The sequence below is a fragment of the Thalassospira sp. CH_XMU1420-2 genome (genome assembly GCF_037029325.1).
GTDB classification, from domain to species: domain Bacteria; phylum Pseudomonadota; class Alphaproteobacteria; order Rhodospirillales; family Thalassospiraceae; genus Thalassospira; species Thalassospira povalilytica.
The window spans coordinates 218,742-243,870 of record NZ_JAYMEG010000005.1; the positions used below are offsets into that span (position 1 = coordinate 218,742).

General features: G+C 55.4%; 23 protein-coding genes and 4 tRNA genes. 23 read left to right on the top strand and 4 right to left on the bottom strand.

All coding sequences use genetic code 11. The annotated features are described in order from the left end of the window. Positions 1–508 precede the first annotated feature (508 nt). Positions 509–847: a rhodanese-like domain-containing protein gene (locus WA429_RS16310; RefSeq protein ID WP_206927250.1), complete on the top strand. Its 339-nt coding sequence runs from the start codon at positions 509–511 to the stop codon at positions 845–847. A 123-nt stretch (positions 848–970) separates the two neighbouring features. Here WA429_RS16310 and WA429_RS16315 read toward each other — a convergent pair whose 3' ends face one another. Further along, positions 971–1,573, bottom strand: a complete 603-nt coding sequence (locus WA429_RS16315; protein ID WP_287466405.1) for a TetR/AcrR family transcriptional regulator — start codon at positions 1,571–1,573, stop codon at positions 971–973. A 144-nt stretch (positions 1,574–1,717) separates the two neighbouring features. On the opposite strand from WA429_RS16315, the gene WA429_RS16320 reads away from it, so the two are divergent. The 8 genes from WA429_RS16320 (at position 1,718) to WA429_RS16355 (ending at position 8,124) form a co-directional block, all read left to right on the top strand. Next, positions 1,718–2,122: a RidA family protein gene (locus tag WA429_RS16320; RefSeq protein ID WP_206927252.1), complete on the top strand. Its 405-nt coding sequence runs from the start codon at positions 1,718–1,720 to the stop codon at positions 2,120–2,122. A 146-nt stretch (positions 2,123–2,268) separates the two neighbouring features. Next, on the top strand, positions 2,269–2,823 hold the full coding sequence (locus WA429_RS16325; RefSeq protein WP_206927253.1) for a helix-turn-helix domain-containing protein: 555 nt from the start codon (positions 2,269–2,271) through the stop codon (positions 2,821–2,823). Positions 2,824–2,845: 22 nt separating this feature from the next. Then, a complete protein-coding gene (locus WA429_RS16330; protein ID WP_206927254.1) occupies positions 2,846–3,415 on the top strand; it encodes a GNAT family N-acetyltransferase in 570 nt (189 codons plus the stop codon). A 323-nt stretch (positions 3,416–3,738) separates the two neighbouring features. After that, complete coding sequence (locus WA429_RS16335; protein ID WP_287466404.1) at positions 3,739–4,728, top strand: TRAP transporter substrate-binding protein; 990 nt, start codon at positions 3,739–3,741, stop codon at positions 4,726–4,728. Between the two features lie 167 nt (positions 4,729–4,895). Beyond that, positions 4,896–5,441: a TRAP transporter small permease gene (locus WA429_RS16340; protein WP_336107655.1), complete on the top strand. Its 546-nt coding sequence runs from the start codon at positions 4,896–4,898 to the stop codon at positions 5,439–5,441. Then, entirely contained in the window at positions 5,438–6,709 is a 1,272-nt protein-coding gene (locus WA429_RS16345; RefSeq protein WP_068517153.1) for a TRAP transporter large permease, read from the top strand. The genes WA429_RS16340 and WA429_RS16345 overlap by 4 nt, the downstream gene beginning before the upstream one ends. 6 nt (positions 6,710–6,715) lie before the next feature. Next, positions 6,716–7,600: an isocitrate lyase/PEP mutase family protein gene (locus WA429_RS16350; protein WP_287466403.1), complete on the top strand. Its 885-nt coding sequence runs from the start codon at positions 6,716–6,718 to the stop codon at positions 7,598–7,600. A gap of 116 nt (positions 7,601–7,716) precedes the next feature. Further along, the gene (locus tag WA429_RS16355) at positions 7,717–8,124 is read left to right on the top strand and encodes a GFA family protein (RefSeq protein ID WP_287466402.1); all 408 of its coding nucleotides are present in this window, start codon (positions 7,717–7,719) and stop codon (positions 8,122–8,124) included. A gap of 58 nt (positions 8,125–8,182) precedes the next feature. Here the strand turns inward: WA429_RS16355 and WA429_RS16360 are convergent. From WA429_RS16360 to rlmB, 3 genes are all read right to left on the bottom strand, one after another. After that, a tRNA-Thr gene (locus WA429_RS16360) sits at positions 8,183–8,259 on the bottom strand. 96 nt (positions 8,260–8,355) lie between these two features. Beyond that, positions 8,356–8,994, bottom strand: a complete 639-nt coding sequence (locus WA429_RS16365) for a VOC family protein (protein WP_287466401.1) — start codon at positions 8,992–8,994, stop codon at positions 8,356–8,358. A gap of 42 nt (positions 8,995–9,036) precedes the next feature. After that, on the bottom strand, positions 9,037–9,915 hold the full coding sequence (gene rlmB / locus WA429_RS16370) for a 23S rRNA (guanosine(2251)-2'-O)-methyltransferase RlmB (RefSeq protein WP_101247921.1): 879 nt from the start codon (positions 9,913–9,915) through the stop codon (positions 9,037–9,039). Positions 9,916–10,111: 196 nt separating this feature from the next. Between rlmB and WA429_RS16375 the strand changes: the two genes are divergently transcribed. The 14 genes from WA429_RS16375 to rpsG all read left to right on the top strand — a co-directional run bounded on the left by WA429_RS16375 (position 10,112) and on the right by rpsG (position 25,108). After that, a tRNA-Tyr gene (locus WA429_RS16375) sits at positions 10,112–10,196 on the top strand. Between the two features lie 37 nt (positions 10,197–10,233). Further along, positions 10,234–10,307, top strand: a tRNA-Gly gene (locus WA429_RS16380). Positions 10,308–10,384: 77 nt separating this feature from the next. Next, positions 10,385–11,575: an elongation factor Tu gene (gene tuf, locus WA429_RS16385; protein ID WP_206927257.1), complete on the top strand. Its 1,191-nt coding sequence runs from the start codon at positions 10,385–10,387 to the stop codon at positions 11,573–11,575. A gap of 132 nt (positions 11,576–11,707) precedes the next feature. Beyond that, positions 11,708–11,783 (top strand) — tRNA-Trp (locus WA429_RS16390). 50 nt (positions 11,784–11,833) lie between these two features. Next, on the top strand, positions 11,834–12,031 hold the full coding sequence (gene secE, locus WA429_RS16395) for a preprotein translocase subunit SecE (protein ID WP_040824880.1): 198 nt from the start codon (positions 11,834–11,836) through the stop codon (positions 12,029–12,031). Between the two features lie 4 nt (positions 12,032–12,035). Continuing rightward, positions 12,036–12,566, top strand: coding sequence for a transcription termination/antitermination protein NusG (gene nusG / locus WA429_RS16400; RefSeq protein ID WP_068518433.1), 531 nt, complete (start codon positions 12,036–12,038; stop codon positions 12,564–12,566). A 105-nt stretch (positions 12,567–12,671) separates the two neighbouring features. Beyond that, positions 12,672–13,100, top strand: a complete 429-nt coding sequence (gene rplK / locus WA429_RS16405) for a 50S ribosomal protein L11 (protein ID WP_068518434.1) — start codon at positions 12,672–12,674, stop codon at positions 13,098–13,100. A gap of 4 nt (positions 13,101–13,104) precedes the next feature. Then, a complete protein-coding gene (rplA, locus tag WA429_RS16410; protein WP_068518435.1) occupies positions 13,105–13,803 on the top strand; it encodes a 50S ribosomal protein L1 in 699 nt (232 codons plus the stop codon). Between the two features lie 282 nt (positions 13,804–14,085). Then, positions 14,086–14,604: a 50S ribosomal protein L10 gene (rplJ, locus tag WA429_RS16415; protein ID WP_068518436.1), complete on the top strand. Its 519-nt coding sequence runs from the start codon at positions 14,086–14,088 to the stop codon at positions 14,602–14,604. Positions 14,605–14,659: 55 nt separating this feature from the next. Continuing rightward, complete coding sequence (gene rplL, locus WA429_RS16420; RefSeq protein ID WP_068518437.1) at positions 14,660–15,037, top strand: 50S ribosomal protein L7/L12; 378 nt, start codon at positions 14,660–14,662, stop codon at positions 15,035–15,037. Positions 15,038–15,416: 379 nt separating this feature from the next. Further along, a complete protein-coding gene (rpoB, locus tag WA429_RS16425) occupies positions 15,417–19,583 on the top strand; it encodes a DNA-directed RNA polymerase subunit beta (RefSeq protein ID WP_068518438.1) in 4,167 nt (1,388 codons plus the stop codon). A 108-nt stretch (positions 19,584–19,691) separates the two neighbouring features. Beyond that, the gene (gene rpoC / locus WA429_RS16430; protein ID WP_068518439.1) at positions 19,692–23,885 is read left to right on the top strand and encodes a DNA-directed RNA polymerase subunit beta'; all 4,194 of its coding nucleotides are present in this window, start codon (positions 19,692–19,694) and stop codon (positions 23,883–23,885) included. A 371-nt stretch (positions 23,886–24,256) separates the two neighbouring features. Beyond that, on the top strand, positions 24,257–24,628 hold the full coding sequence (rpsL, locus tag WA429_RS16435; RefSeq protein WP_007092427.1) for a 30S ribosomal protein S12: 372 nt from the start codon (positions 24,257–24,259) through the stop codon (positions 24,626–24,628). Between the two features lie 12 nt (positions 24,629–24,640). Continuing rightward, entirely contained in the window at positions 24,641–25,108 is a 468-nt protein-coding gene (gene rpsG / locus WA429_RS16440; RefSeq protein WP_068518440.1) for a 30S ribosomal protein S7, read from the top strand. Positions 25,109–25,129: the final 21 nt, after the last annotated feature.

Consider the following 25,129-nt stretch of genomic DNA (forward strand, 5'->3'; position numbering starts at 1 on the left):
CTGATTCTGTATACGTCAGCAAATGGTACAAAAGTTCATTTGCCAGACAGTAAATATGTTAACGAAGACTATTTAGCTTCTGGTTAAAATCGGCAGAAGATGCCAAGAGTTTGAAGTTGTTGTCTTTGCCGGTTCGCAAGTTAATATTTGCTACTTTGGGTTGTTGTCTTTTGGCCCCGTTTCGGCAGCCCTTTGATAAAGACTTCAGACCTGAATGGGCGTCGACCTGTCGCCATGACCCGGATCGTTGCCGCTGGAAAATGTCCTATTAAATGACTTGGGAAGCAGCGACCTGTTCCGCAAGGTAAGATAAAGGTATTGGCGAAAGAATTTCCATTCGGGTGATCACGGTTGAGTGACCGGAACGGGCTGTGCGCAAGGCGGTTGCCCGTGATCCGGCCTGACAAAATTATTTTGCGTTTGCACAGTCGGCGGATCGGACGTTATCTCTGCACCAATCGCGAAACCGGCGGCGGTTATGGTCGCGCCGCCCAGCAGGAAGAATGAAATGACCGATGGTGCTGTAAAATTTGTCGAACCCCACGAGCTTGATCTTCTGATCGGCCAGGACGCGGTGACTGTCATCGACGTGCGTGAACCCGATGAATTTGCCACCGGCCATATCGAAACCGCGATCAATATGCCGACTTCAAATTTTGACATTTCGGCACTGGTTGACCTGACCGATGAAAATGACACCGACCTGGTGTTTGTCTGTGCGGTGGGGCAGCGATCCTTTGGCGCGGCCAATGCCGTTCTGCCCCATGTCGATTGCGCGGTCAGCAACCTTAAGGGCGGCATCCAAAGCTGGACCCGGGCCGGATTTGATCTTGAAGGTGGCAAATAAGCCCGGAATTGGTTGTCGGGCAGGGAAGGCTGTTTAATGCTGCCTTTCGCCAGACCCGTAGCTTGGTCCGTCCGGTACGCCCAGTTTGCCCAATCCGCCCGATCTGCCGGGGCTACCCGTGAATTATCTGTGTTCTTCTTTGACCAGAACCCCAGATGCAAGGCATTCGAATGCTGAAATTGCCTTGTGAAGGGTTGTTTGCGGATCATCGCTTGTTGCAACCCAAAGGGCCGCATTCAATGCCACGCCATTCAGCATTCTTGCCAGGGCTTCAATATCCACGGATTTGATCGCGCCCTGATCGGCCAGTTCCCCAAGTGTTGCAATCGTCGCCTGCAAGCAGCGATTTTGACTTGGCCAGTTTGACGGATCACCAAGGAAGGCCGGACCATCGCGAAGGACGATGCGCTGGATCTCGGGATCAAGGGCCAGTTCGATATATGTCCTGCCCTCGGCCATTAACCCGTTCCAGCCACCCCCGGCGGCATCACCGGCATCTTTGGCCTTTTGGGCCATGGCCGAGTCAATTTCATCGACTACAGCCGCAAGCAACCCAAGCTTGTCACCGAAATTATGATAAAGCGCGCCACGCGTCAGGCCGGCGGATGCTGTCAGTTCATCCATTGACGCATCTGCATATCCCTTTTGGGCAAAGGCCTTGCGCCCCGCAGCGATCAATTTAACGCGCGTTTCTTCCATTTTTTCAGCACGGGTCTTGGCAGTCATCAGGCACTCCGATTTTAACATACGGCACGTATGTTAATTGACATACGCGATGTATGTGAATATATCTTTGCTTCACATACACAGCGTATCTGAATTGAGTCTAAAACGCCACATCAACTGAGTTTATCTGAACAGGAGGGCTTTATGTCCCTTGCAAACCAAGCAATCTTTCCCCCGAACCGTCATGCCCTTTATGAGGCGCATGGCTATTCCCCGGCCATCCGGTCTGGCGATCTTCTGTTTGTTTCCGGTCAGGTTGGCAGTCGCGAAGACGGAACCCCGGAACCGGATTTCAAAAAGCAGGTCGAACTGGCGTTTGAAAACCTAAGAGCGATCCTTGAGGCGGCTGGTTGCAGCTTTGATGACATTATTGATGTCACCAGCTTCCACACCGATCCGGAAAACCAGTTTGGCGATATCATGGCGGTCAAAGGAGCGGTCTTTGATCGGGCCCCGTATCCGAACTGGACGGCCGTTGGGGTGACCTGGCTTTCCGGTTTTGATTTCGAGATCAAGGTTGTTGCGCGTATTCCCGATGGGCAGGTTTGACGACGCAATTGATCCACACAGCAAAACTGGCGTGATTTGATCAAACTAAAAAACCGGTCCTGCGTGGTGGATGCAGGGCCGGTTTTCTATCTTGACGAATTCTCATAAATGGAAAAACATCCCGATATTGAGATTCGAGGTTCAAGATGGAAGAAATCGAAACACGCCTTGCGCGAGGCCTGTCACAACTGCGAACCGAACGCGGCTGGTCGCTTGATGAGCTGGCAAAGCGCAGCGGGGTCAGTCGCGCCAGTCTGTCGCGCATTGAAAATGGTGATGTCAGTCCCACCGCCAGTGTATTGAGCAAGCTGTGCGTTGCCTTTGGCGTCACGCTGTCGCGTTTGATGCAGATGGTCGAAGATGATTTTACGCCACTGGTCAGACGCCAGGATCAGGAAATCTGGACCGATCCGGAAACCGGATATCGCCGCCGTCTGGTATCGCCAACATCGCGCAATCTGGCGGGTGAAGTCCTGGAGGTCGAAATTGATCCGGACACGCGGATTGAATATGGCGGATCGCCACGCGACGGGCTGGAACATCATCTTGTGATGCTTGACGGCATGCTGAGCCTGACTGTGGATGGCAAGCGCCATGAACTGGGGGCGGGGGATTGCCTGCGCTATCAGCTGCGTGGTGGCAATGTGTTTGAAACCCCGGCTACCTCCGGGGCGCGCTATCACCTGTTTATTGTCGAATAACCAATCTGAAAGCATCGCGATCATGGGCCAGACCAACCGGACTACCCCACCACGCATCATCACCCTTGATGCGGATGCGCTTGCCGATCGTCTTGAGGCATTTGGCGCGATGCTGCATGCCTGTGTGCATGACGGGGCCAGCATCGGTTTTATCGAACCTTTCCCGATATCCGAGGCGGTGGCATTTTGGCGCGACCGGATCATCCCGGCAGTGGCCGGGGGCAAAAGAACGCTTTTCGTCGCCCTTGATGACGATCGGGTGGTTGGCACGGTGCAGCTTGATATCGATACCATGCCCAATCAGGCCCATCGCGGAGATATCAGCAAACTGATGGTCCATCCCGACTTTCGCCGACGCGGCATTGCCCGTCTTTTGATGGAGGCCGCAGAAAGGCGGGCAGGGGAATTGGGGCGCAGTTTGCTGACCCTTGATACCCGTACCGGCGACAGTGCCGAGACGCTTTATGCATCGCTTGGCTTTGAAACTGCCGGGGTCATTCCTCAATTTGCCCGCGATCCGTTTTCCGAAAAGCTCAGTGCGACAACCGTGATGTATAAACGCCTGCCAATATCAACGTCCCGGGCCGGGTGAGCAGGCAAATAGAAGCTTGCCTAGCCGTTTGAAACTGGGCGCGATTCTCTGAATTGTATTCAAAACAAACATTCTGGCATGCCACATTCGACTGCCGGTCCTGACCGTGCGGTACGAATTGTATTGTTGCATTGCGGAAATTATTGCCCGGAACAGGCCGGAATTCCTTTATTCCATGGTTTCAGCGGGTTGTGCGCCGCACTAAGGGTTTTCTGATAGATCGCTCATACCGTGCGAAACATGTTGAACCGCGCCAAAAAATAGGCGCATCTTTGCGGTCCGGCATTAAGAATTAGAATAAAAGTTCCTGGAGGAAGTCCATTATGAAGAAATTTGCCCTCGCCGCGGCCCTGATGACGGCCGTCGGATTTTCCGGTGCTGTGCATGCGGCTGATCTGACCCTGCGCATTTCGCTGCAGCTGCCGATGAAAAGCCACCTTGGTCAGAACCTTTTGATGTTCAAGAACGAGGTCGAGGAAAAATCGAACGGCGATATCGAAGTTCAGATTTATGACTCGGCCCAGCTTTACAAGGATAAAGAAGTCCCCGCAGCCGTCGGTTCTGGCGCGATCGAAATGGGTGTGGCATCGTTGACCCGTTATGTCGGTGACGTTCCGGCCGTTGACGTGTTCTATCAGCCGTTCCTTCTCGATACCGAAGACAAGGTCCGCAAGGCCGTTGCCCCGGATTCCCCGGTTCGCGCACCGCTTGATGCGGCGATTGCCGATACCGGTGCCACGGTTCTGTGGTGGCAGGCATATGGCGGATCGATCATGCTGTCGAATGGCGGCCCGATCAAAGGTCCGGATGGCCTCAAAGGTCAGAAAGTTCGCGTATTCTCGAAAACCCAGGGTGATTTCATCTCTGCGGCTGGCGGCGCGCCGACCCTGATTTCCGGGTCCGAGCAGTATATCGCCTATCAGCGTGGCACGGTTGATGTCGGCATGACCGGCATGTCGGGCGTCAAATCCCGTCAGCTTTGGGAAGTCATGGACACGGTGACCACCACCAACGATGCCGATATCGAATTCATCGTGGTTGTGAATACCGAATTCTGGAACGGCTTGACCGAAGAGCAGCGCGAAATCATTTCGACCGCGGCGGTAAATGCCGAAAACGACGTGCGTGATCGCATGTCGGCAATCGAAGCTGCTGCCTTTGACGAAGCCAAGGCCAACGGCATGACCATTTACCATCCGACCGAGGAAGAAATGGCTGCATGGCGCGAAGCTGCGAAACCGGTTTACGAGGCATTCCTTGCCCATACCGGTGATCTTGGCAAGCAGGTCTTTGAAGCTGCGCAGAAGTTCTGATCATAAAGCCGGTCCCGCCCAATTTCCGGTGCGGGACCGGATGATCTTTTTGAATGTGATCATGTCATCACTTGCCATGCCGCCGATCATGACGATCCATGTTTCGCGCTTCCGTCACCCGGTCGGCAATTGATGATGATTTCCCGCCCCTTTATCGAGATCAGGAGATGTCCGTTTCACGGTCGCGCATGATCAGCCACCCGGGTAACGGCATTTGTTTTACGATGTTTGATCGTTTTATGCTTTTTCTGGCATGGGCTGCCGCCATCCTGTTCGTGTTGGCAGGCTGCATGCTGACTTATGAAGTTATTGCCCGTTATTTCTTTATCCGTCCGACGATCTGGGCGGCTGAGCTTTCACAGCTTTGCCTGATCTGGGGGGCGTTGCTTGGCATGCCCTGGGCGCTGGCAGCGCGCCGCCATATTGCGGTTGATGCGGTCACCCGTCTGTTTTCACCCACAGCCCAGCGCGGAATCGAAATTGCCGCGATGGCGTGCATTTTCGCCTTTTCGGTGATGGTGACCTACAAGGGCTGGGAAATCTTTTATGAAAGCTTCGAGCGCGGTCGCACCAGCGGCACCATGCTTGATCTTCCGGCCTGGGTGGCGGAACTTCCCGTTGCCATCGGCTTTGCGCTTCTGGCCATTCAGGCGGTGATTGAAATCGTCGGCCTTCTGCGCGGCAAGGATATTCCGAAAGGGGCACACGAATGACCATTCTTCTGACCCTTGCGGCGATGTTTGCGTTGTTGCTGGCGCGTGTTCCGGTGGCCTTTGCACTTGGCGGGCTGGGGCTTGCCATGCTGTTGCTGGGCGGTTTTTCGCCCCTGATGGCGCCGCAAGCGATCCTGTCAACGCTTGATGGCTTTATCCTTCTGGCGGTGCCGCTGTTTCTTTTGATGTCGAATATCCTGTTGCGTGCCGGGGTGGGCAATGACCTTTTTGCAGCGGTCAGCGCCTGGGTCGGGCATTGGCCGGGCGGTCTTGCGGTGGCAACCATCCTGTCATGCGGGGTGTTTGCCGCCATTTCCGGATCGTCGGTTGCAACAGCAGCCACCATCGGCACGGTCGCTATCCCGGAAATGATCAATCGCGGCTATAACAAGAAATTCGTCTATGGCCTTCTGGCGGCGGGCGGCACATTGGGCATTCTGATCCCGCCATCGATCCCGATGATCATTTACGGCTTTGTTACCGAAGAATCGGTGATTTCGCTGTTCCTTGCCGGGATCGGTCCGGGGATTGCGCTTCTGGTTTTCTTCATCCTGTTTTCGATGGTCTATGCCCGCATGGGCGGACAGGAACGCGAACCCAAACAGGGCTGGGCTGAACGCCGTCGGGCCACGCTAAAGGCGCTGCCTGCCGTGATCCTTGCGGTTCTGATTATTTCGGGGATCTATTCGGGGGCCTTTACCCCGACCGAGGCTGCGGCGATCGGCTTTGCCGCGTCGCTGATCATTACCGGTCCGATCATGCGGGTTCTGACGTGGGATGCGCTTAAAAAGGCGGTATTCGATTCCATGGCAACCACGGTTGCGATCATTCTGATCATTGCCGGCGCCAAAATCTTTGGCAAGGCGATCACGCTTTACCGAATCCCCCAGGACATCTCGATGATGATCACGCAGGGAATCGACACCGATCTTGGTTTCATTCTGGTGGTGACGGCGGTTCTGTTGGTGATGGGGCTGGTGTTCGAAGCACTGTCGATGGTGCTGATCATGACGCCGGTTCTGCTGCCTGCGGCCCTTGCGCTTGGATTCGATCCGATCTGGTTCGGGGTCTATATGGTGATCATGGTTGAATGTGCACTGATTACGCCGCCGGTCGGGCTGAACCTTTATGTCATCCAGTCGGTGGCCAAGGCCCGGCTGGGCGAGGTCGCAAGTGGCGTCGCACCGTTCCTGATCCTGATGTTCGTAACAGCGGCTATTCTGTATGTCTGGCACGACCTTGCACTCTATATCCCATTCAAGCTGTAAAGACCGATGACACATATAAAGACACCTGCCGATCAATTGCGTGCGCTGCTTGCCACCGGCGATCTGATCACCATGCCGTGCTGTTTTGATGCGCTTTCTGCCAAGCTGATCGAACAGGAAGGCTTTGCCCTGACCTTCATGTCCGGATTCGCAACATCGGCCGCCCGGATCGGCGAACCCGATCTTGGTCTGATGTCCTATGGCGAGGTCCTCGATCAGGCGCGCAACATTACCGATGCCATTTCGATCCCGCTGATTGGCGATGGCGATACCGGTTATGGCAATGCCATGAATGTCCGGCGCACCGTGACCGGCTTTGCCAAGGCGGGCTGTGCGGCTGTGATGATCGAAGACCAATTGGCGCCCAAACGTTGTGGCCATACCAAGGGCAAGGAAGTTGTCGGCCGCGACGAGGCCTTTGACCGTATCCGTGCGGCAGTGGATGCCAGGGATGCCGGGGCAGATATCCTTATTCTGGCGCGCACCGATGCCCGTCATCAGCATGGCCTTTCCGAGGCGATTGACCGTGCGGCGAAGTTCAAGGAACTGGGGGCGGATATCCTGTTTGTCGAAGCACCCAAAAGTGTTGATGAAATGCGCACCCTGTGTGCCGAACTGCCGGGGCCGAAAATGGCCAATATCGTCGAAGGTGGTGAAACCCCGGACCTGTCGCCCGAAGAACTCAAGGATATCGGCTATCAAATCGCGGCCTATCCGTTATCCCTGATGGGGGCCGCCATGAAGGCGATGGTGGAATGCCTGCAAACCATGAAGGCCGGTCAGCCACGCGATGAAAAATTGATGAACTGGGCCGATCTGCGCAACCGCATCGGGTTCGATGATTATTATAAAGAATCGGAACGCTATGCGTCATCCAGACGGGATGGCTGACAGCGCGGCATCCTGAACAGAATGGTCTTTCGACGGGCGGTGCGTATATTGATATCATGCACCGCCCGCACTGTTTGCGGACAAATTGCGGGCAACAGACATTCAGGGATCAGCAGATGACAGAGAAACATCACGGCAGTTGCCAGTGCGGGGCGGTGACATTCGAGGTCACCGGTCGCTTTGACAGTTTCTTTTTGTGTCATTGCCAATATTGCCGCAAAGACACGGGATCGGCATATGCCGCGAACTTGTTTTCCCGGCAGGCAAAGCTCGAATGGCGTTCTGGCAGGGACAAGGTTGTGACCTATACTGTGCCCGATACACGTCACGAAAAATCATTCTGTCAGACATGCGGTGCGGCGGTGCCGCGCGAACAGTTTGGCGGTCGTCTGGTTGTCGTGCCGGCGGGATGTCTGGATAGTGACGTGATAAAGCGCCCTGATGCGCATATCATGCTGGGCAGCAAGGCTGGCTGGGATGATGATCTGCACGACATCGAGCGGCTTGACGGCTTGCCGGAATAACCGGACCGCCCAGACAAAAGAAAACCCCGTAAGCATGTGCTTGCGGGGTTTCTTTTAATGGTGCCGGCAGAGAGACTCGAACTCCCAACCTTCTGATTACAAATCAGCTGCTCTACCAATTATAGCTATGCCGGCGTGAGCGGCGCGAAACATAATCCGGGCCGCCGGGGAAATCAAGTGCTTGTAGGCCGAAACTGACAAATGGTTTTCGTGCCCCTGCCAACCCCGTGTTTATCGCAGTTCCTTCTGACCGGCAGCGGTGGTTATCAGCGCCCGATAGCAAAGATCGGCTCCCTTGATGACCGTGGGCGGACGATCTATCGACAGGCCGTTATAAAGTGTTCTGATCGCATCCGGATCAGGGTGCGCCAGTGTTAGTGATTGCAGTCTGGCGCCAAGGTCGGGAATCTCGGCCATCGAGGTCGGATCATTGCGGTGATCAATAAGCGACGGCACGGAACCGGCCAGCGGCAGCGACCCGTCTGCCGGGATGGCAAAACAGAACGTCGGATTTTCGAACGGAAGGTCAACACGTTCTCCGAAAATGCCGTCATATTGCGCAAGAACACTGTCAATGCTGGTGGTGCTGGCAACCCAGCCACGCAGGCGCTTGCCCGTTTCCCAATCGGCCCGGACCTGTTTCGGGTTATCGAGGCCGAACCATCGCGGGCGATCCGGGCGACGGGCGACCGGATCGGATGCGATGATTTCCAGATAGACAGTGTCGCCCAGCTGAACACGATGATTGTGCGTGCCCATGTAATCGTGACGGGTTCCAAACGGAATATCCAGATCAAGGCAGCTTTTAACGTGATCGACTCCTTCCGCCAGGGTCGGCGCGATCACAGTAAGGTGGTCCAGCTTGAGCACAACAGCATTCTCCGTACGTTGGGACGGCAAGTGGATGGGCGGTCAGCTTTTGGTGCGATACAGCTCGTAAAGCGCAACCGCGGCGGCGTTGGACACATTGAGGCTTTCGATGCGATCAGACATCGGAAGCTTGACCAGAAAATCACAGCTTTCGCGGGTCAGGCGACGCAGGCCTTCGCCCTCCGACCCCATGACGATCCCGACCCGCCCATGCAGTTTGGCTTCGGCCAGGGTCTGTTCGGCATAGCCATCCATACCGGCCAGCCAGAAATGCGCGCCTTTGAGTTTATCAAGTGTCTGATTAAGGTTGCCGGCATGAATATAGGGCACGGTTTCAAGCGCGCCGCTGGCCGATTTGGCAAGTACACCGGTTTCAGGCGGAGCGTGCCGGTCCGGTACGATGACGGCCGCGGCCCCAAAGGCCGCCGCACTGCGCAGAATCGCGCCGACATTGTGGGGATCGGTGACCTGATCAAGAACCAGCACGGTGCATTGTTCCGAATCCCTGTGATCGGCAATCAGTTCTTCGACTGAAATCTGGGGCAGGGGGGCACAATGCATGGCCATGCCCTGATGGACTGTGCCCGGTGGCAGCATTTCATCAAGGTCGGTACGGCCGGCGGCATCGACGGCAACATCATTGCGATCGGCCTCGGCGAGGGCGGCGACAATTTCATCGCGGACATTTTCGGTCGCCCAGATTTTGTGAATCGTGCGTTGCGGATTGGCAATTGCCATCATCACAGGGTGACGCCCGAAGAGAATCAGGCGCGAATTTCCACCCGATGATCCGCCATCGCGGCCGCGCTTTCGTCCACGGCGCGAATTGCCTTCGCGGTTTTCATCGTTGTGCGGGAGGTTGTCCTGCCCGCTGTCACCTTGATGACGATTTCCTGAACGTGATTTGTTGCGACGCGACATAATGGCGGAAACCTCCGGGCCGTAAGGAACTGAATGCACTTTGTTTGACTCTGAAAGCAGAGCTTGGGGAACATATAGGAAAGGAAATACGATTTCGTGCTTTTTTTGCTGTTGACAACACATGCCCCTCCACCGTATTCCCTCCCTCGCCGCAACGAGGCCGGGCTCAAAACCCGGACGGCGTTAAGACCCTGATGGAGGGGTGGCAGAGCGGTCAAATGCAGCGGACTGTAAATCCGCCGACTTAGTCTACGCAGGTTCGAATCCTGCCCCCTCCACCACTCTCTCGCCCTCGCGAGAGCTCGCAGATAAAAATATGCGGGTGTAGCTCAATGGTAGAGCAGAAGCCTTCCAAGCTTACGACGAGGGTTCGATTCCCTTCACCCGCTCCAATTTTATGATGCAACCCGTCGGCTCGTGCGGTGGGTTTCTACGTGTTTTTTTGGTTCGGATATAGGATCTGAGGGCAATGGCCAAGGAAAAGTTTGAGCGTACAAAACCGCACGTTAACGTTGGCACCGTCGGCCACGTTGACCACGGTAAAACCACGCTGACCGCAGCGATCACCAAAGTTCTGGCAGAACAGGGTGGCGCATCGTTCCAGGACTACAGCATGATCGACAAGGCACCGGAAGAGAAAGCTCGTGGTATCACGATCTCGACCGCGCACGTCGAATATGAGACCGAAAACCGCCACTACGCGCACGTCGACTGCCCGGGCCACGCTGACTATGTTAAAAACATGATCACTGGTGCGGCACAGATGGACGGTGGCATCCTGGTTGTTTCGGCAGCTGATGGCCCGATGCCGCAGACCCGCGAGCACATCCTGCTTGCACGTCAGGTTGGCGTTCCGGCACTGGTCGTGTTCATGAACAAGGTTGACCAGGTTGACGACGAAGAGCTTCTCGAGCTCGTCGAAATGGAAATCCGTGAACTTCTGTCGTCCTACGACTTCCCGGGCGACGATATTCCGATCATCAAGGGCTCGGCTCTTGCTGCTCTGGAAGGTCGCGATGACGAAATCGGCAAAAACGCTATCCTCGAGCTGATGGCTGCTGTTGATGACTACATCCCGGCACCGGATCGTCCGAAAGACAAGCCGTTCCTGATGCCGATCGAAGACGTGTTCTCGATTTCGGGTCGTGGTACGGTTGTTACCGGTCGTGTTGAAACCGGCGTTGTTAAAGTTGGCGAAGAGATCGAAATCGTCGGCATTAAAGACACCGTCAAAACGACTGTTACCGGCGTTGAAATGTTCCGCAAGCTGCTCGATCAGGGTGAAGCTGGCGACAACATCGGCGCACTGCTTCGTGGTACCAAGCGTGAAGACGTTGAACGTGGCCAGGTTCTGGCACATGTTGGCTCGATCACCCCGCACACCAAGTTTGAAGCAGAAGCTTACATCCTGACCAAGGATGAAGGTGGCCGTCACACGCCGTTCTTCTCGAACTACCGTCCGCAGTTCTACTTCCGTACGACTGACGTTACCGGTTCGATCGAGCTGCCGGCTGGCACCGAAATGGTTATGCCGGGCGACAACGTCCAGATGACCGCGACCCTCATTGCACCGATCGCAATGGACGAAGGTCTGCGTTTCGCAATCCGTGAAGGCGGTCGTACCGTCGGCGCGGGCGTTGTTGCGAAAATCATCGAATAATTTTTAAGATTTTGCACGATTGAGTGCTTGATCTTGGATGTGCGGGCGGCTATAAACCGCCCGCACACCCCGCCACCCGGGCGGGGATGAGCCAGAAAGAAGATAAGCTTTTCAACTTTCTGACGATCTTGTAGGAGTGTAGCTCAGTTGGTAGAGCATCGGTCTCCAAAACCGAGTGTCGGGGGTTCGAGTCCCTCCTCTCCTGCCAATTTTTCCGGGTCGTGAAACAAAGCATTAGAAAGCGGTGTAACCCCGACAATGGCTAAAACGTCGCCAGCACAATTCGTACAGCAGGTTCGCTCCGAGGCAAAGAAAGTCTCGTGGCCGTCCCGTAAGGAAACGACTGTTTCGACCATCATGGTTTTCGTGATGGTTGCTTTGGCGTCCGTTTTCTTCTTTGTTGTCGATCAGCTCCTCGCGTGGGGTGTCAAGCTGGTCTTTGGTGTTGGGGGCTAAGTCAATGGCGCATCGCTGGTACGTATTGCACGTTCACTCCGGATTCGAGAAAAAGGTCGCCCAGTCGATCCGCGAACAAGCCATCAAGAAAGGTCTTGAAGGCGAGATCGAAGAGGTCCTGGTCCCGACTGAAGAAACTGTCGAGATGCGTCGCGGCACCAAGGTCAATGCCGAGCGGAAGTTTTTCCCGGGCTATGTCCTGCTGAAGATGGATCTCACTGACGAAAGCTGGCATCTGGTTAAAAACACCGCGAAGGTCACCGATTTCCTGGGTAGCCGTGGCAAGCCGATGCCGATTTCCGAAAAGGAAGCTCAGCACATTCTGCATCAGGTGCAGGAAGGTGTTGATCGTCCGAAGCCGACCATCGCATTCGAGGTTGGCGAGGAAGTGCGTGTTTCCGATGGCCCGTTTGCATCGTTTAACGGTGTCGTCGAAGGAGTTGATGAAGAACGTGCACGCCTGAAGGTGTCTGTTTCGATCTTCGGTCGTTCAACTCCGGTCGAGCTGGAATATACCCAGGTCGAGAAGCTTTAAAAAACGATCTTGAAAATTTAAGTCGCTGCCTGTATACGCAGGCAGCAATCAAGGCGCGGGAGGTCAGCCATGGCCGGACCGCGCGCTTCTTTAAGAGGTACTCTAATGGCGAAGAAAATCGACGGCTATCTTAAGCTGCAGATTCCCGCCGGCAAAGCCAACCCGTCGCCGCCCGTCGGCCCGGCTCTTGGTCAGCGCGGCGTGAACATCATGGAATTCTGCAAGGCGTTCAACGCAGCGACCCAGCAGATGGAACCTGGTATGCCGATTCCGGTCGTCATCACCGTTTATTCCGACCGTTCCTTCTCGTTCGTAACCAAAACCCCGCCGGCATCCTACTTCCTGAAAAAGGCAGCAGGCATTGCCAAAGGTTCCGGTACCACCGGTAAAGGTTATGTTGGCAAGGTGACCAAAGCACAGGTCAAAGAAATCGCAGAAGCCAAAATGGCTGACCTCAATGCATTCGACATTGATGGCGCGATGGCAATGATCGAGGGCTCTGCCCGTGCGATGGGTCTCGAGGTTGTGGAGTAAGACGATGGCCAAGACTGGTAAACGCCTTGCCCAGGCCTATGAGGGCATCGACCGTAACACCCAGTACGAACTGGCAGCTGCTGTCAAACTCGTCAAAGAAGGTGCAAAAGCAAAATTCGATGAAACCATCGAAATTGCCATGAACCTTGGTGTTGATCCGCGTCACGCTGACCAGATGGTCCGTGGTGTTGTTTCCCTTCCGCATGGCACCGGTAAAACCATGCGCGTTGCTGTCTTCGCAAAAGACGCCAAAGCAGAAGAAGCCCAGAAAGCTGGTGCCGACGCTGTTGGTGCAGAAGACCTGATGGAAGCAATGCAGAAAGGCGATCTGAACTACGATCGCGTTATTGCAACCCCGGACATGATGGCTGTTGTCGGCCGTCTCGGTAAGGTTCTCGGCCCGCGCGGCCTGATGCCGAACCCGAAACTCGGCACCGTTACCATGGATGTTGCAACCGCAGTTTCCGACGCAAAAGCTGGCCAGGTCCAGTTCCGCGCCGAGAAAAACGGTATCGTCCATGCCGGTATCGGCAAGGCTTCGTTCAGCGAAGAGCAGATCCTCGAGAACGCAAAAGCATTCGTCGAAGCAATCGTTAAAGCAAAACCGACAGGCGCAAAAGGTCAGTACCTTCAGCGCGCTGCGATCAGCTCCACCATGGGTGCTGGCGTGAAACTGTCGATTGCTGACATCGCTTCGAAGTAAGAAGTTTTTCGAATTCTGACCGGTTTTCGGACCGGTCAGGACCGGAGAGGGCCCAGGCCCTCTCTACCTGTCTGTCCCAGACTGCAGGTGGGCGAAATCATTCGCTCTTAATCTCCTGCATAGGCAGAGGTTCCGGTACTTAGTTTTTCCCCGAACGGGGCATCACACAAGGCTTGGACATCTGGCAAACGGACGGGCGTCACAGACCGGTTCGAAAGGACTGGTCGCGTCTGTGAACCTCCTTGTGGGGTTCAGGGCAATAAGCAATGTCGGAGACTAAAAGTGAACCGCGATGATAAACAACAGTTCGTAGCAGAGATGCGCGAAGTGTTCGAAGCTGCGGAAGGCGTCGTCATCACCCAGTATAAGGGTCTGACGGTTGCTGAAATTACCGCTCTTCGTGCGCAGATGCGTGAAGCTGGTGCGGGCTTCAAGGTCACCAAAAACCGGCTTACGCGACTTGCTCTGGAAGGCACCAAATTTGCTGGTCTTGCAGACTACTTCACCGGCCCGACCGCGATTGGCTATTCAGCTGATCCGGCTTCGGTCGCAAAGGTAGCCTCCGAGTTCGCGAAATCCAACGACAAGCTGGTTCTTGTTGCTGGTGCCATCGGCGAACAGGTTCTCGATGAACAGGGCGTTAAAGCTCTGGCAGAACTGCCGTCGCTGGACGAACTTCGTGCGAAACTGGTTGGTATGATCCAGACCCCGGCACAGCGTATCGCTACGCTGACCTCCAAGCCGGCGGCTCAGATCGCCCAGGTGCTGAAGGCATATGCCGACAAAGGCGAAGCCGCGTAAACCAAATTATCCAGATATCTCAGATATCTAAGTTCAAGCCTAGGAGTTATACAAAATGGCCGATCTTAAGGCACTCGTTGAAGAGCTTTCCAAGCTCACCGTTCTTGAAGCTGCAGAACTTTCCAAAATGCTCGAAGAAGAGTGGGGCGTTTCCGCCGCTGCTCCGGTAGCTGTTGCTGCTGCTGGTGGCGCTGCTGCCGGCGGTGCTGCTGCTGAAGAGAAAACCGAATTCGACGTTATCCTCGCTTCTGCTGGCGACAAGAAAATCAACGTCATTAAAGAAGTACGCGGCATCACCGGTCTTGGCCTCAAAGAAGCCAAAGAACTGGTTGAAGGCGCTCCGAAAGCCGTCAAAGAAGGCGTTGCTAAGGACGAAGCCGAAGAAATCAAGAAGAAGCTGGAAGAAGCCGGCGCAACCGTCGAACTCAAGTAATCGACGGCTTCTTGCCAAGGTCTGGGTCGGCGTCCTCTGGGCGCCGGCCCTTCCGTCTCTGTGCTCCCTGGCAATCGGGCCGGGATATGTGCAGGGGCGCGAACAGGAATTTAACGGTTGACGCTGCCAAAGGTAATCGTACATAACGTAAGGCCGTTTAGGTCAGAGGTTATCTTTGACGGCGTCGACAGCCGAGGGATCAGTGATCTCAATCAAGTTGGATGTCAAAACACATCCACGGTCATAATCAAGTGAACGCCCGCCCCGTACGGGGCTCGGGCGTCGTTGTGCTGTATGCGTTTTGCGCAAGTCGGAAACGTATCAGGGCAGGGACGAACGAGTTCGGACGGTGTGGGGAGGCGCGATTAAAGGAACGATGATGGATAAGTCCTTTACTGGTCGAAAGCGCATCCGCAAAAGCTTTGGACGGATCAGCGAAGTCGCTCCGCTCCCGAATCTCATTGAGGTTCAAAAGAATTCCTACGACAAGTTTTTGCAGACCGGAACCCCGCAGGAGCAGCGGGACGATGCAGGTCTCCAGGAAGTGTTCAAGAGCGTCTTTCCGATTAAAGATTTTTCGGAACGCGCAACTCTTGAATTCGTTTCGTATGAGCTTGAGCAGCCGAAATACGATACCGAAGAGTGTCGCCAGCGTGGCATGACTTTTGCCGCACCGCTGCGCGTAACACTCCGCCTGGTTGTTTGGGATATCGACGAGGACACGGGTGCCCGTTCGATCCGCGATATCAAGGAACAAGACGTGTATATGGGCGACATGCCGCTCATGACCGAACACGGTACCTTTATCGTGAACGGCACCGAGCGTGTGATCGTTTCTCAGATGCACCGTTCGCCGGGCGTCTTCTTTGACCATGACAAAGGTAAGAGCCACAGCTCGGGCAAATATCTGTTTGCCGCGCGTGTGATTCCTTATCGTGGTTCGTGGCTCGATTTCGAATTCGACGCGAAAGACATTCTTTATGTCCGTATCGACCGTCGCCGCAAACTGCCGGCGACCACGCTGCTTATGGCTCTTGAAAACGAAGAGTCCGAACAGCTGCGTGCCCAGCGTGCCGAAGAAGGGCGCTCTGTCGATCCGTCGGAAATCGAAGGCCTGACCCCGGAAGAGATCCTCAACTATTACTATGAGTCGGCTGAATACCGCCGTACCGCAGATGGTTGGGTTACCGATTTCAGTGCAGACCGTTATATCGGCCAGAAGCTGGTTCACGATCTTGTTGATGCCAACAGCGGTGAAGTTGTTGCAGCAGCCGGTTCGAAAATCACCAAGCGTTCTGCTGCCAAAATCACCGAACAGGGCGTCAAGGAAATCCTGGTTCCGGAAGATCAGCTTAATGGCTGGTTCATGGCCGATGACCTGATTGACGGCGAAACCGGTGAGATCCTGGCAGAAGCCGGTCACGAACTGACCGAGGAAGTGTTCGAGCAGCTTAAGGAATGGGGCGTTGATTCCATCCGTCTGCTGATGATCGACCACAACCAAGTTGGTCCGTATCTGCGCAACACCATGGCACTGGACAAGAACAGCAACCGCGAAGAAGCCCTTGTGGACATCTATCGCGTGATGCGCCCGGGCGAACCGCCGACCCTCGAGGGTGCGGAAGCCATGTTCAAAGGCCTGTTCTTCGATGCAGAGCGTTATGATCTTTCGGCTGTTGGCCGTGTGAAGATGAATGCGCGTCTGAATCTGGAATGCCCGGATACTGTTCGTATCCTGCGCCGTGAAGACATTCTGGAAGTCGTCCGTGTTCTGATCGACCTGAAAGACGGTCGTGGCGAGATTGACGATATTGACCATCTTGGCAACCGTCGTCTGCGTTCGGTCGGCGAGCTGATGGAAAACCAGTTCCGTGTTGGTCTGCTGCGTATGGAACGTGCGATCCGCGAGCGTATGAGCTCGGTCGAGATCGACAACGTGATGCCGCATGACCTGATCAATGCCAAGCCGGTTGCGGCTGCTGTGCGTGAATTCTTCGGCTCTTCGCAGCTGTCGCAGTTCATGGACCAGACCAACCCGCTTTCGGAAATTACCCACAAACGTCGTCTTTCGGCGCTTGGCCCGGGTGGTTTGACCCGTGAGCGTGCCGGCTTTGAAGTTCGTGACGTTCATCCGACCCACTATGGTCGTATCTGCCCGGTTGAAACGCCGGAAGGTCCGAACATTGGTCTGATCAACTCGCTGGCGACCTTTGCACGTGTCAACCAGTACGGCTTCATCGAAAGCCCGTACCGCAAGGTTGTCGACGGCAAGGTGACCGCCGAGGTGATCTATCTGTCGGCGATCGAAGAAGGCCGTTATGTCATCGCACAGGCGAACGAACCGCTTAACGGTGATTTCAGCTTTACCAACGAACTGATCAACACCCGTAAAGCCGGTGACCACTATATGGCCCGCTCCGAAGAGATCGACCTTATGGACGTCTCGCCGAAGCAGCTGGTATCGGTCGCATCCGCGCTCATTCCGTTCCTTGAGAACGATGACGCGAACCGCGCACTGATGGGCTCGAACATGCAGCGTCAGGCGGTTCCGCTGATCCGCTCCGAAGCGCCGTATGTCGGTACCGGTATGGAAGTTCCGGTGGCACGTGATTCGGGTGCAACCCTGATCGCACGCCGTGACGGTGTTGTTGAATCCGTTGACGCGACCCGTATGGTTATTCGCGCAACCGGTGACATTGCCGCATCGGAATCGGGTGTCGATATTTACACCCTGCTGAAATATCAGCGTTCCAACCAGGGCAGCTGCATCAACCAGCGTCCGCTGGTGAAAGTTGGCGATGTTGTCAAAAAAGGCGACATCATCTCGGATGGTCCGTGTACCGATATGGGTGAACTTGCCCTTGGCCGTAACGTGCTTGTCGCGTTCATGCCTTGGAACGGTTACAACTTCGAGGATTCCATCCTTCTGTCCGAGCGTATCGCCCGTGATGACGTTTATACCTCGATCCATATCGAGGAATTCGAAGTCATGGCCCGCGATACCAAGCTGGGTCAGGAAGAAATCACCCGTGATATTCCGAACGTCGGTGAAGAAGCGCTCAAAAACCTCGACGAGGCGGGCATTGTCTACATCGGTGCGGAAATCAAGCCGGGCGATATCCTTGTCGGTAAGGTAACGCCGAAGGGCGAAAGCCCGATGACGCCGGAAGAAAAACTTCTGCGCGCCATCTTCGGTGAAAAAGCATCCGACGTCCGTGATACGTCGCTGCGTGTCCCGCCGGGACAGTTCGGTACCATTGTTGAAGTCCGCGTGTTCTCGCGTCGTGGCGTTGACAAGGACGAACGTGCCCTGGCAATCGAGCGCGCCGAGATCGAGCGTCTCGCACAGGACCGTGACGACGAACGCGCCATTCTTGAGCGCAACTTCTATGGTCGTCTGAAAAACCTTCTGCTGGGTCAGCAGCTCGTTGATGGTCCGAAGGGCCTGTCGGGCGAGATCACCGAAGACAGCCTTTCGGGTGTTGCACGTGGTCTGTGGCGTCAGATCGCCGTTGCTGATGACAATGTCATGTCTGACATCGAAGCTCTGAAAAAGCAGTTCGAGGAATCGATTGCTGTTCTTCAGGCTCGTTTCGACGACAAGGTCGACAAGCTGCAGGCTGGTGACGAACTGCCGCCGGGCGTGATGAAGATGGTCAAAGTCTTTGTCGCGGTTAAACGTAAAATGCAGCCGGGTGACAAGATGGCCGGCCGTCACGGGAACAAGGGTGTCGTATCGCGCATTATGCCGGTTGAAGACATGCCGCACCTCGAAGACGGTACGCCGGTCGATATCGTTCTGAACCCGCTGGGCGTTCCGTCGCGTATGAACGTTGGCCAGATCCTTGAAACCCACCTTGGTTGGGCTTCGCGTGGTCTTGGTGAACAGATCGGCGAACTTGTCGATGCTGTTGCCGACGGTCGTGGCGAGATGGAAGACCTGCGTAACAAGCTTAATGATGTCTATGAAGGCGAAGAATACATCGCCGGCATCAAAGAGCTGTCCGATGGTGAAGTCATCGAGCTTGGCAACAACCTGCGTCGCGGCGTTCCGATGGCCACCCCGGTCTTCGACGGCGCCCGTGAGCCGGATGTTGTTCGTATGCTTGAAAAAGCCGGCCTTGATGGTTCTGGCCAGGTTGACCTCTATGACGGTCGTACCGGTGAGAAATTCCATCGCAAGGTGACAGTGGGCTATATCTACATGCTCAAACTGCACCACCTGGTCGATGACAAGATCCACGCACGTTCGATTGGTCCGTACTCTCTTGTTACCCAGCAGCCGCTGGGTGGTAAGGCGCAGTTCGGTGGTCAGCGTTTCGGGGAGATGGAAGTGTGGGCACTCGAAGCTTACGGTGCTGCATACACCCTTCAGGAAATGCTTACGGTCAAGTCGGACGACGTTTCGGGCCGTACCAAGGTTTACGAAGCCATTGTTCGTGGTGAAGACACCTTCGAGGCAGGCATTCCGGAGTCGTTTAACGTTCTTGTTAAAGAACTCCGTTCGCTTGGTCTCAATGTCGAACTTGAGCAGAACGAATACTAAGTGTGTGGCTGACAGGGGTGCCCATCCGGGCATCCCGGTCGCCATTTCGCATCTTTCGGCCTGAAATTGGCGAAACCCGGCGAGACCGGGCATAGCGGGAGAGCCTTTATGAACGAGTTGATGAAGATCTTCGGGCAGCCGCAGGGCACCCAGAGCTTCGATCAGATCCGGATTCAGATTGCCAGCCCGGAGCGTATCCGCTCCTGGTCGTTCGGCGAGATCAAGAAACCGGAAACCATCAACTACCGGACCTTCAAACCGGAGCGCGACGGCCTGTTCTGTGCGCGCATTTTTGGTCCGGTGAAGGATTACGAATGCTTGTGCGGCAAGTACAAGCGTATGAAGTATCGCGGCATTATCTGTGAAAAATGCGGCGTCGAAGTGACTCTGGCCAAAGTACGTCGTGAACGTATGGGCCATATCGAACTGGCGGCACCTGTTGCCCATATCTGGTTCATGAAGTCGCTGCCGAGCCGTCTGGGTCTGCTGCTGGACATGACGCTCAAGGATCTTGAGCGCATTCTGTACTTCGAAAACTATGTGGTTATCGAACCGGGCCTTACCCCGCTTAAAATGGGTGAGCTCCTGTCCGAAGACCAGTATATGACTGCCCAGGAAGAATATGGCGAAGACAGCTTCCGTGCCGGTATCGGTGCCGAAGCCATCCGCGATATGCTTGCGGCAATCGACCTTGATGAAGAACGCGAAACCGCAAAAATCGACCTCAAGGAAACCAATTCCGAAGCCAAGCGCAAGAAGCTGGTCAAGCGTCTCAAGCTGATTGAGGCCTTCCAGGAATCCGGCGCACGCCCGGAATGGATGATCCTTGAAGTGATTCCGGTCATTCCGCCGGAACTGCGTCCGCTGGTTCCGCTTGATGGCGGCCGTTTCGCAACCTCGGATCTGAACGACCTTTACCGTCGTGTCATCAACCGTAACAACCGTCTGAAGCGCCTGATCGAGCTTCGTGCGCCTGATATCATCGTGCGTAACGAAAAACGTATGCTTCAGGAATCGGTTGATGCGCTGTTTGACAACGGTCGTCGCGGTCGTCCGATCACTGGTGCCAACAAGCGTCCGCTCAAATCGATGTCGGACATGCTCAAAGGCAAGCAGGGTCGTTTCCGTCAGAACCTTCTGGGTAAACGCGTCGACTATTCCGGTCGTTCCGTTATTACCGTGGGTCCGAACCTGAAACTGCATCAGTGCGGTCTGCCGAAGAAAATGGCGCTCGAACTGTTCAAGCCGTTCGTTTACGCGAAGCTGGAACTGTACGGGATGGCCACCACCATCAAGGCTGCAAAGCGCATGGTGGAAAAAGAGCGCGCCGAAGTTTGGGATATCCTTGAACAGGTTATCCGTGAACATCCGGTCATGCTCAACCGTGCACCGACCCTGCACCGTCTTGGTATCCAGGCGTTCGAGCCTACTCTGATCGAAGGTAAGGCCATCCAGCTGCATCCGCTCGTTTGTACTGCGTTCAACGCGGACTTCGACGGTGACCAGATGGCTGTCCACGTACCGCTGTCGCTTGAAGCCCAGCTTGAAGCACGTACCCTGATGATGTCGACCAACAACATCCTTTCGCCGGCATCGGGTAAACCGATCATCGTGCCGTCGCAGGATATTGTCCTTGGTCTGTACTACATCTCCATGGAGCGTGACGGTCAGCCGGGCGAGGGGATGTCGTTTGTCAACATCGCCGAGATCGAACAGGCACTGGACGAGGGTGTTGTCACCCTGCATTCCAAGATCAATGCCCGTTACCACACGGTTGATGAAAACAACGAACGCATCACCGTTCGTGTTGCAACCACCCCGGGCCGCATGTTGCTGTCGGAACTTCTGCCGCGTCATCCGCGCATTCCGTTCTCGACCATCAACAAGCTGCTGACCAAAAAAGACGTCTCGAACGTTATCGATGTCGTTTACCGTCACTGTGGCCAGAAAGAGACCGTTATCTTTGCTGACCGCATGATGGGCCTTGGTTTCAACTGGGCATGTAAAGCCGGCATTTCGTTTGGCAAGGATGACATGATCATTCCGGACGCCAAGGAACCGCTGGTCGGTGGTACCCACGACAAGGTCAAGGAATACGAGCAGCAGTACCAGGACGGTCTCATCACCCGTGGTGAGAAATACAACAAGGTTGTTGACGCCTGGGCGCAGTGCACCGACGACGTTTCCGAAGCGATGATGAAAGTCATCTCGGCGACGGCAGAAGGTGACAATGTGAACTCGGTTTACATGATGGCGCACTCCGGTGCTCGTGGTTCTGCCGCCCAGATGCGTCAGCTGGCTGCTATGCGTGGCCTGATGGCGAAACCGGACGGCTCGATCATCGAGACCCCGATTATTTCGAACTTTAAAGAAGGCCTGACCGTGCAGGAGTACTTCAACTCCACCCACGGTGCTCGTAAAGGTCTGGCTGATACCGCACTGAAAACGGCGAACTCGGGTTACCTTACCCGTCGTCTGGTTGACGTGGCCCAGGACTGCATCATCACCCAGCATGATTGCGGTACGGATCGTGGCCTCGACATCGCAGCCGTCGTCGATTCCGGTGAGGTTATCGAAACCCTGTCTGATCGTATCCTCGGTCGTTTCACCGCCGACGAGATCGTTGATCCGTCGACCGGCGAAGTCATCGTGCCGAAGAACGAGATGGTTGAAGAAGATCACCTCGATCTCATCGAGAAAGCCGGTGTTGAAACCGCACGTATCCGTTCGGTTCTGACCTGTGACGCCGAAACCGGTGTTTGCGGCCATTGCTATGGTCGTGACCTGGCACGCGGTACCACGGTGAACATCGGTGAAGCTGTCGGTGTTATCGCCGCACAGTCGATCGGTGAGCCGGGCACCCAGCTGACCATGCGTACGTTCCACATCGGTGGTGCGGCACAGCGTGGTGCAGAGGTCTCCGGTGTCGAAGCGAACTTCGATGCAACCGTGAAACTGAAAAACCGTGCAGTCGTTGAGAACTCGGCAGGCGTCAACATCGTGATGGCGCGTAACCTCGAGATTCTTCTGATCGACAAAACCGGTCGCGAGCGTGCGAAATATCGCGTTCCGTACGGTGCAAAACTTCTCACCGATGAAGGCGCACAGGTCACGCGTGGTCAGAAACTGGCCGAGTGGGATCCGTACACCCTGCCGATCATCACCGAGAAAGAAGGTTATGTGAACTATGTCGACCTTCTCGAGAACGTAACCATTCGCGAAGTCTATGACGAAGCGACCGGTATTGCCTCGAAAACGGTTATCGACTGGAAGAGCATGCCCAAGGCGTCCGACCTTAAGCCGCGCGTTACCCTGCGTAACGAAGCCGGCGAGGTCATCAACCTGGATAACGGTCTTGAAGCCCGTTACTTCCTGTCGGTTGACGCTATTCTCTCGGTCGAGAACGGTCAGAAAGTTCATGCTGGTGACGTGCTTGCACGTATCCCGCGCGAAGGTTCGAAGACCCGTGACATCACCGGTGGTCTGCCGCGTGTTGCCGAGCTGTTCGAAGCCCGTAAACCGAAAGAACACGCAATCATCTCGGATATCCCGGGTCGCGTCGAATTCGGCAAGGACTACAAGAACAAGCGCCGTGTCATTGTTCACCCGCTCGAGGATTCGGGCCTGACCGAACCGGTCGAATACCTGATCCCGAAAGGCAAGCATCTTGCCGTTCAGGAAGGGGACTTCGTCGAGAAGGGCGATCAGCTCCTTGATGGTTCGCCAGTTCCGCACGATATCCTGCGCGTCATGGGCGTCCCGGCACTGGCAGATTACCTGGTCAACGAGATCCAGGAAGTCTACCGTCTGCAGGGCGTGAAGATTAACGACAAGCATATCGAAGTCATCGTTCGCCAGATGCTTCAGAAAGTCGAAATCACCAAACCGGGTGACACGACTCTTCTGGTTGGTGAAATCATTGACCGCGTTGACTTCGATGCCGAAAACGAGCGTGCGCTTAAAGAAGGCGGCGAACTCGCAGAAGGTGCACCGGTCCTCCAGGGGATCACCAAGGCATCCCTGCAGACGCATTCCTTCATCTCGGCCGCGTCGTTCCAGGAAACCACGCGCGTTCTTACCGAAGCAGCCGTTTCGGGCAAGACCGATACCCTTATCGGTCTGAAAGAGAACGTCATCGTGGGTCGTTTGATCCCGGCTGGTACCGGTGCGGTGATGAACCGCTTCCGTGCACTGGCTGCCGAACGCGACAAATCGGTACAGATCGAGGCAGAAGAAGAAATCGGCGACAATTTCGGTCCGCAGGCCGATGCCGACACTGCTTCACTGCCGGCAGGCGAATAACTTCGTCGCGCCAGACAGTTAAAGAATCAGAGGCGAACCGGAACTCTTCTCGACGCACCGGTTCGTCTCGGCGTTTGAAGCGCCAACTCGAAGGTCCATATGGTTTTGCTTGACGCAAAAGGGGGCCGTCACTAGTATGCGCCCACCGAATCTAGGGGGGTGTAGCTGTGCCGGTACCGTTTTGTGCGGTAGCGGGCGGTTTTCGCCCCCCATCGCTTGAGTGCGACTCTGACGGCCGTCGAGGCAGGAACTCCTGCATTTATGGGCGTCCGCGCGTGTTTCCGTACTGTGTATGGGGACGCGTGGTCGCTCGTCGTGCGTCGATAAGAGCAGCGCCCTAGTGGCGTCCGTTGAAGTAAAAGGGAAAGTTAATGCCCACTATTAACCAGTTGATCCGCAAATCGCGGACTCCGCGCACCCAGCGCGATATGGTTCCGGCACTGGAAGCATGCCCGCAGAAACGCGGCGTTTGCACCCGTGTCTACACCACGACCCCGAAGAAGCCGAACTCGGCACTTCGTAAGGTTGCCCGTGTCCGTTTGACCAACGGCTACGAAGTAACCTCCTACATTCCGGGTGAAGGCCACAACCTGCAGGAACACTCTGTCGTGATGATCCGCGGCGGCCGTGTAAAAGATTTGCCGGGTGTTCGTTACCACATCATTCGCGGTACCCTCGATACACAGGGTGTCAAAGACCGTAAGCAGCGTCGTTCGAAATACGGCGCGAAGCGTCCGAAATAAGGAGCAGCTCAGATGTCACGTCGTCACGCTGCTGAAAAGCGCGAAGTACTCCCTGACGCCAAATATGGCGACAAGGTTCTTACCAAGTTCATGAACGGTCTTATGCTCGACGGCAAAAAATCTGCCGCCGAAAAAATCGTTTATGGTGCCCTGGAAGTAATGGAAAGCAAGGGTGCAGACCCGGTTGCCCAGTTCCACGAAGCCATGGATAACGTGAAGCCGAACGTCGAAGTTCGTTCGCGCCGTGTTGGTGGTGCTACTTACCAGGTTCCGGTTGAAGTTCGTTCCGAGCGTCGTCAGGCTCTGGCCATTCGTTGGCTGGTTGACGCTGCCCGCAAGCGTTCCGAAACGACCATGATCGGTCGTCTCGCCGGTGAATTGATGGATGCTGCCAACAACCGCGGCAGTGCTGTCAAGAAGCGCGAAGACACCCACCGTATGGCCGAAGCCAACAAGGCTTTCGCTCATTATCGCTGGTAATTCAGACCTCAAGATCAAGAG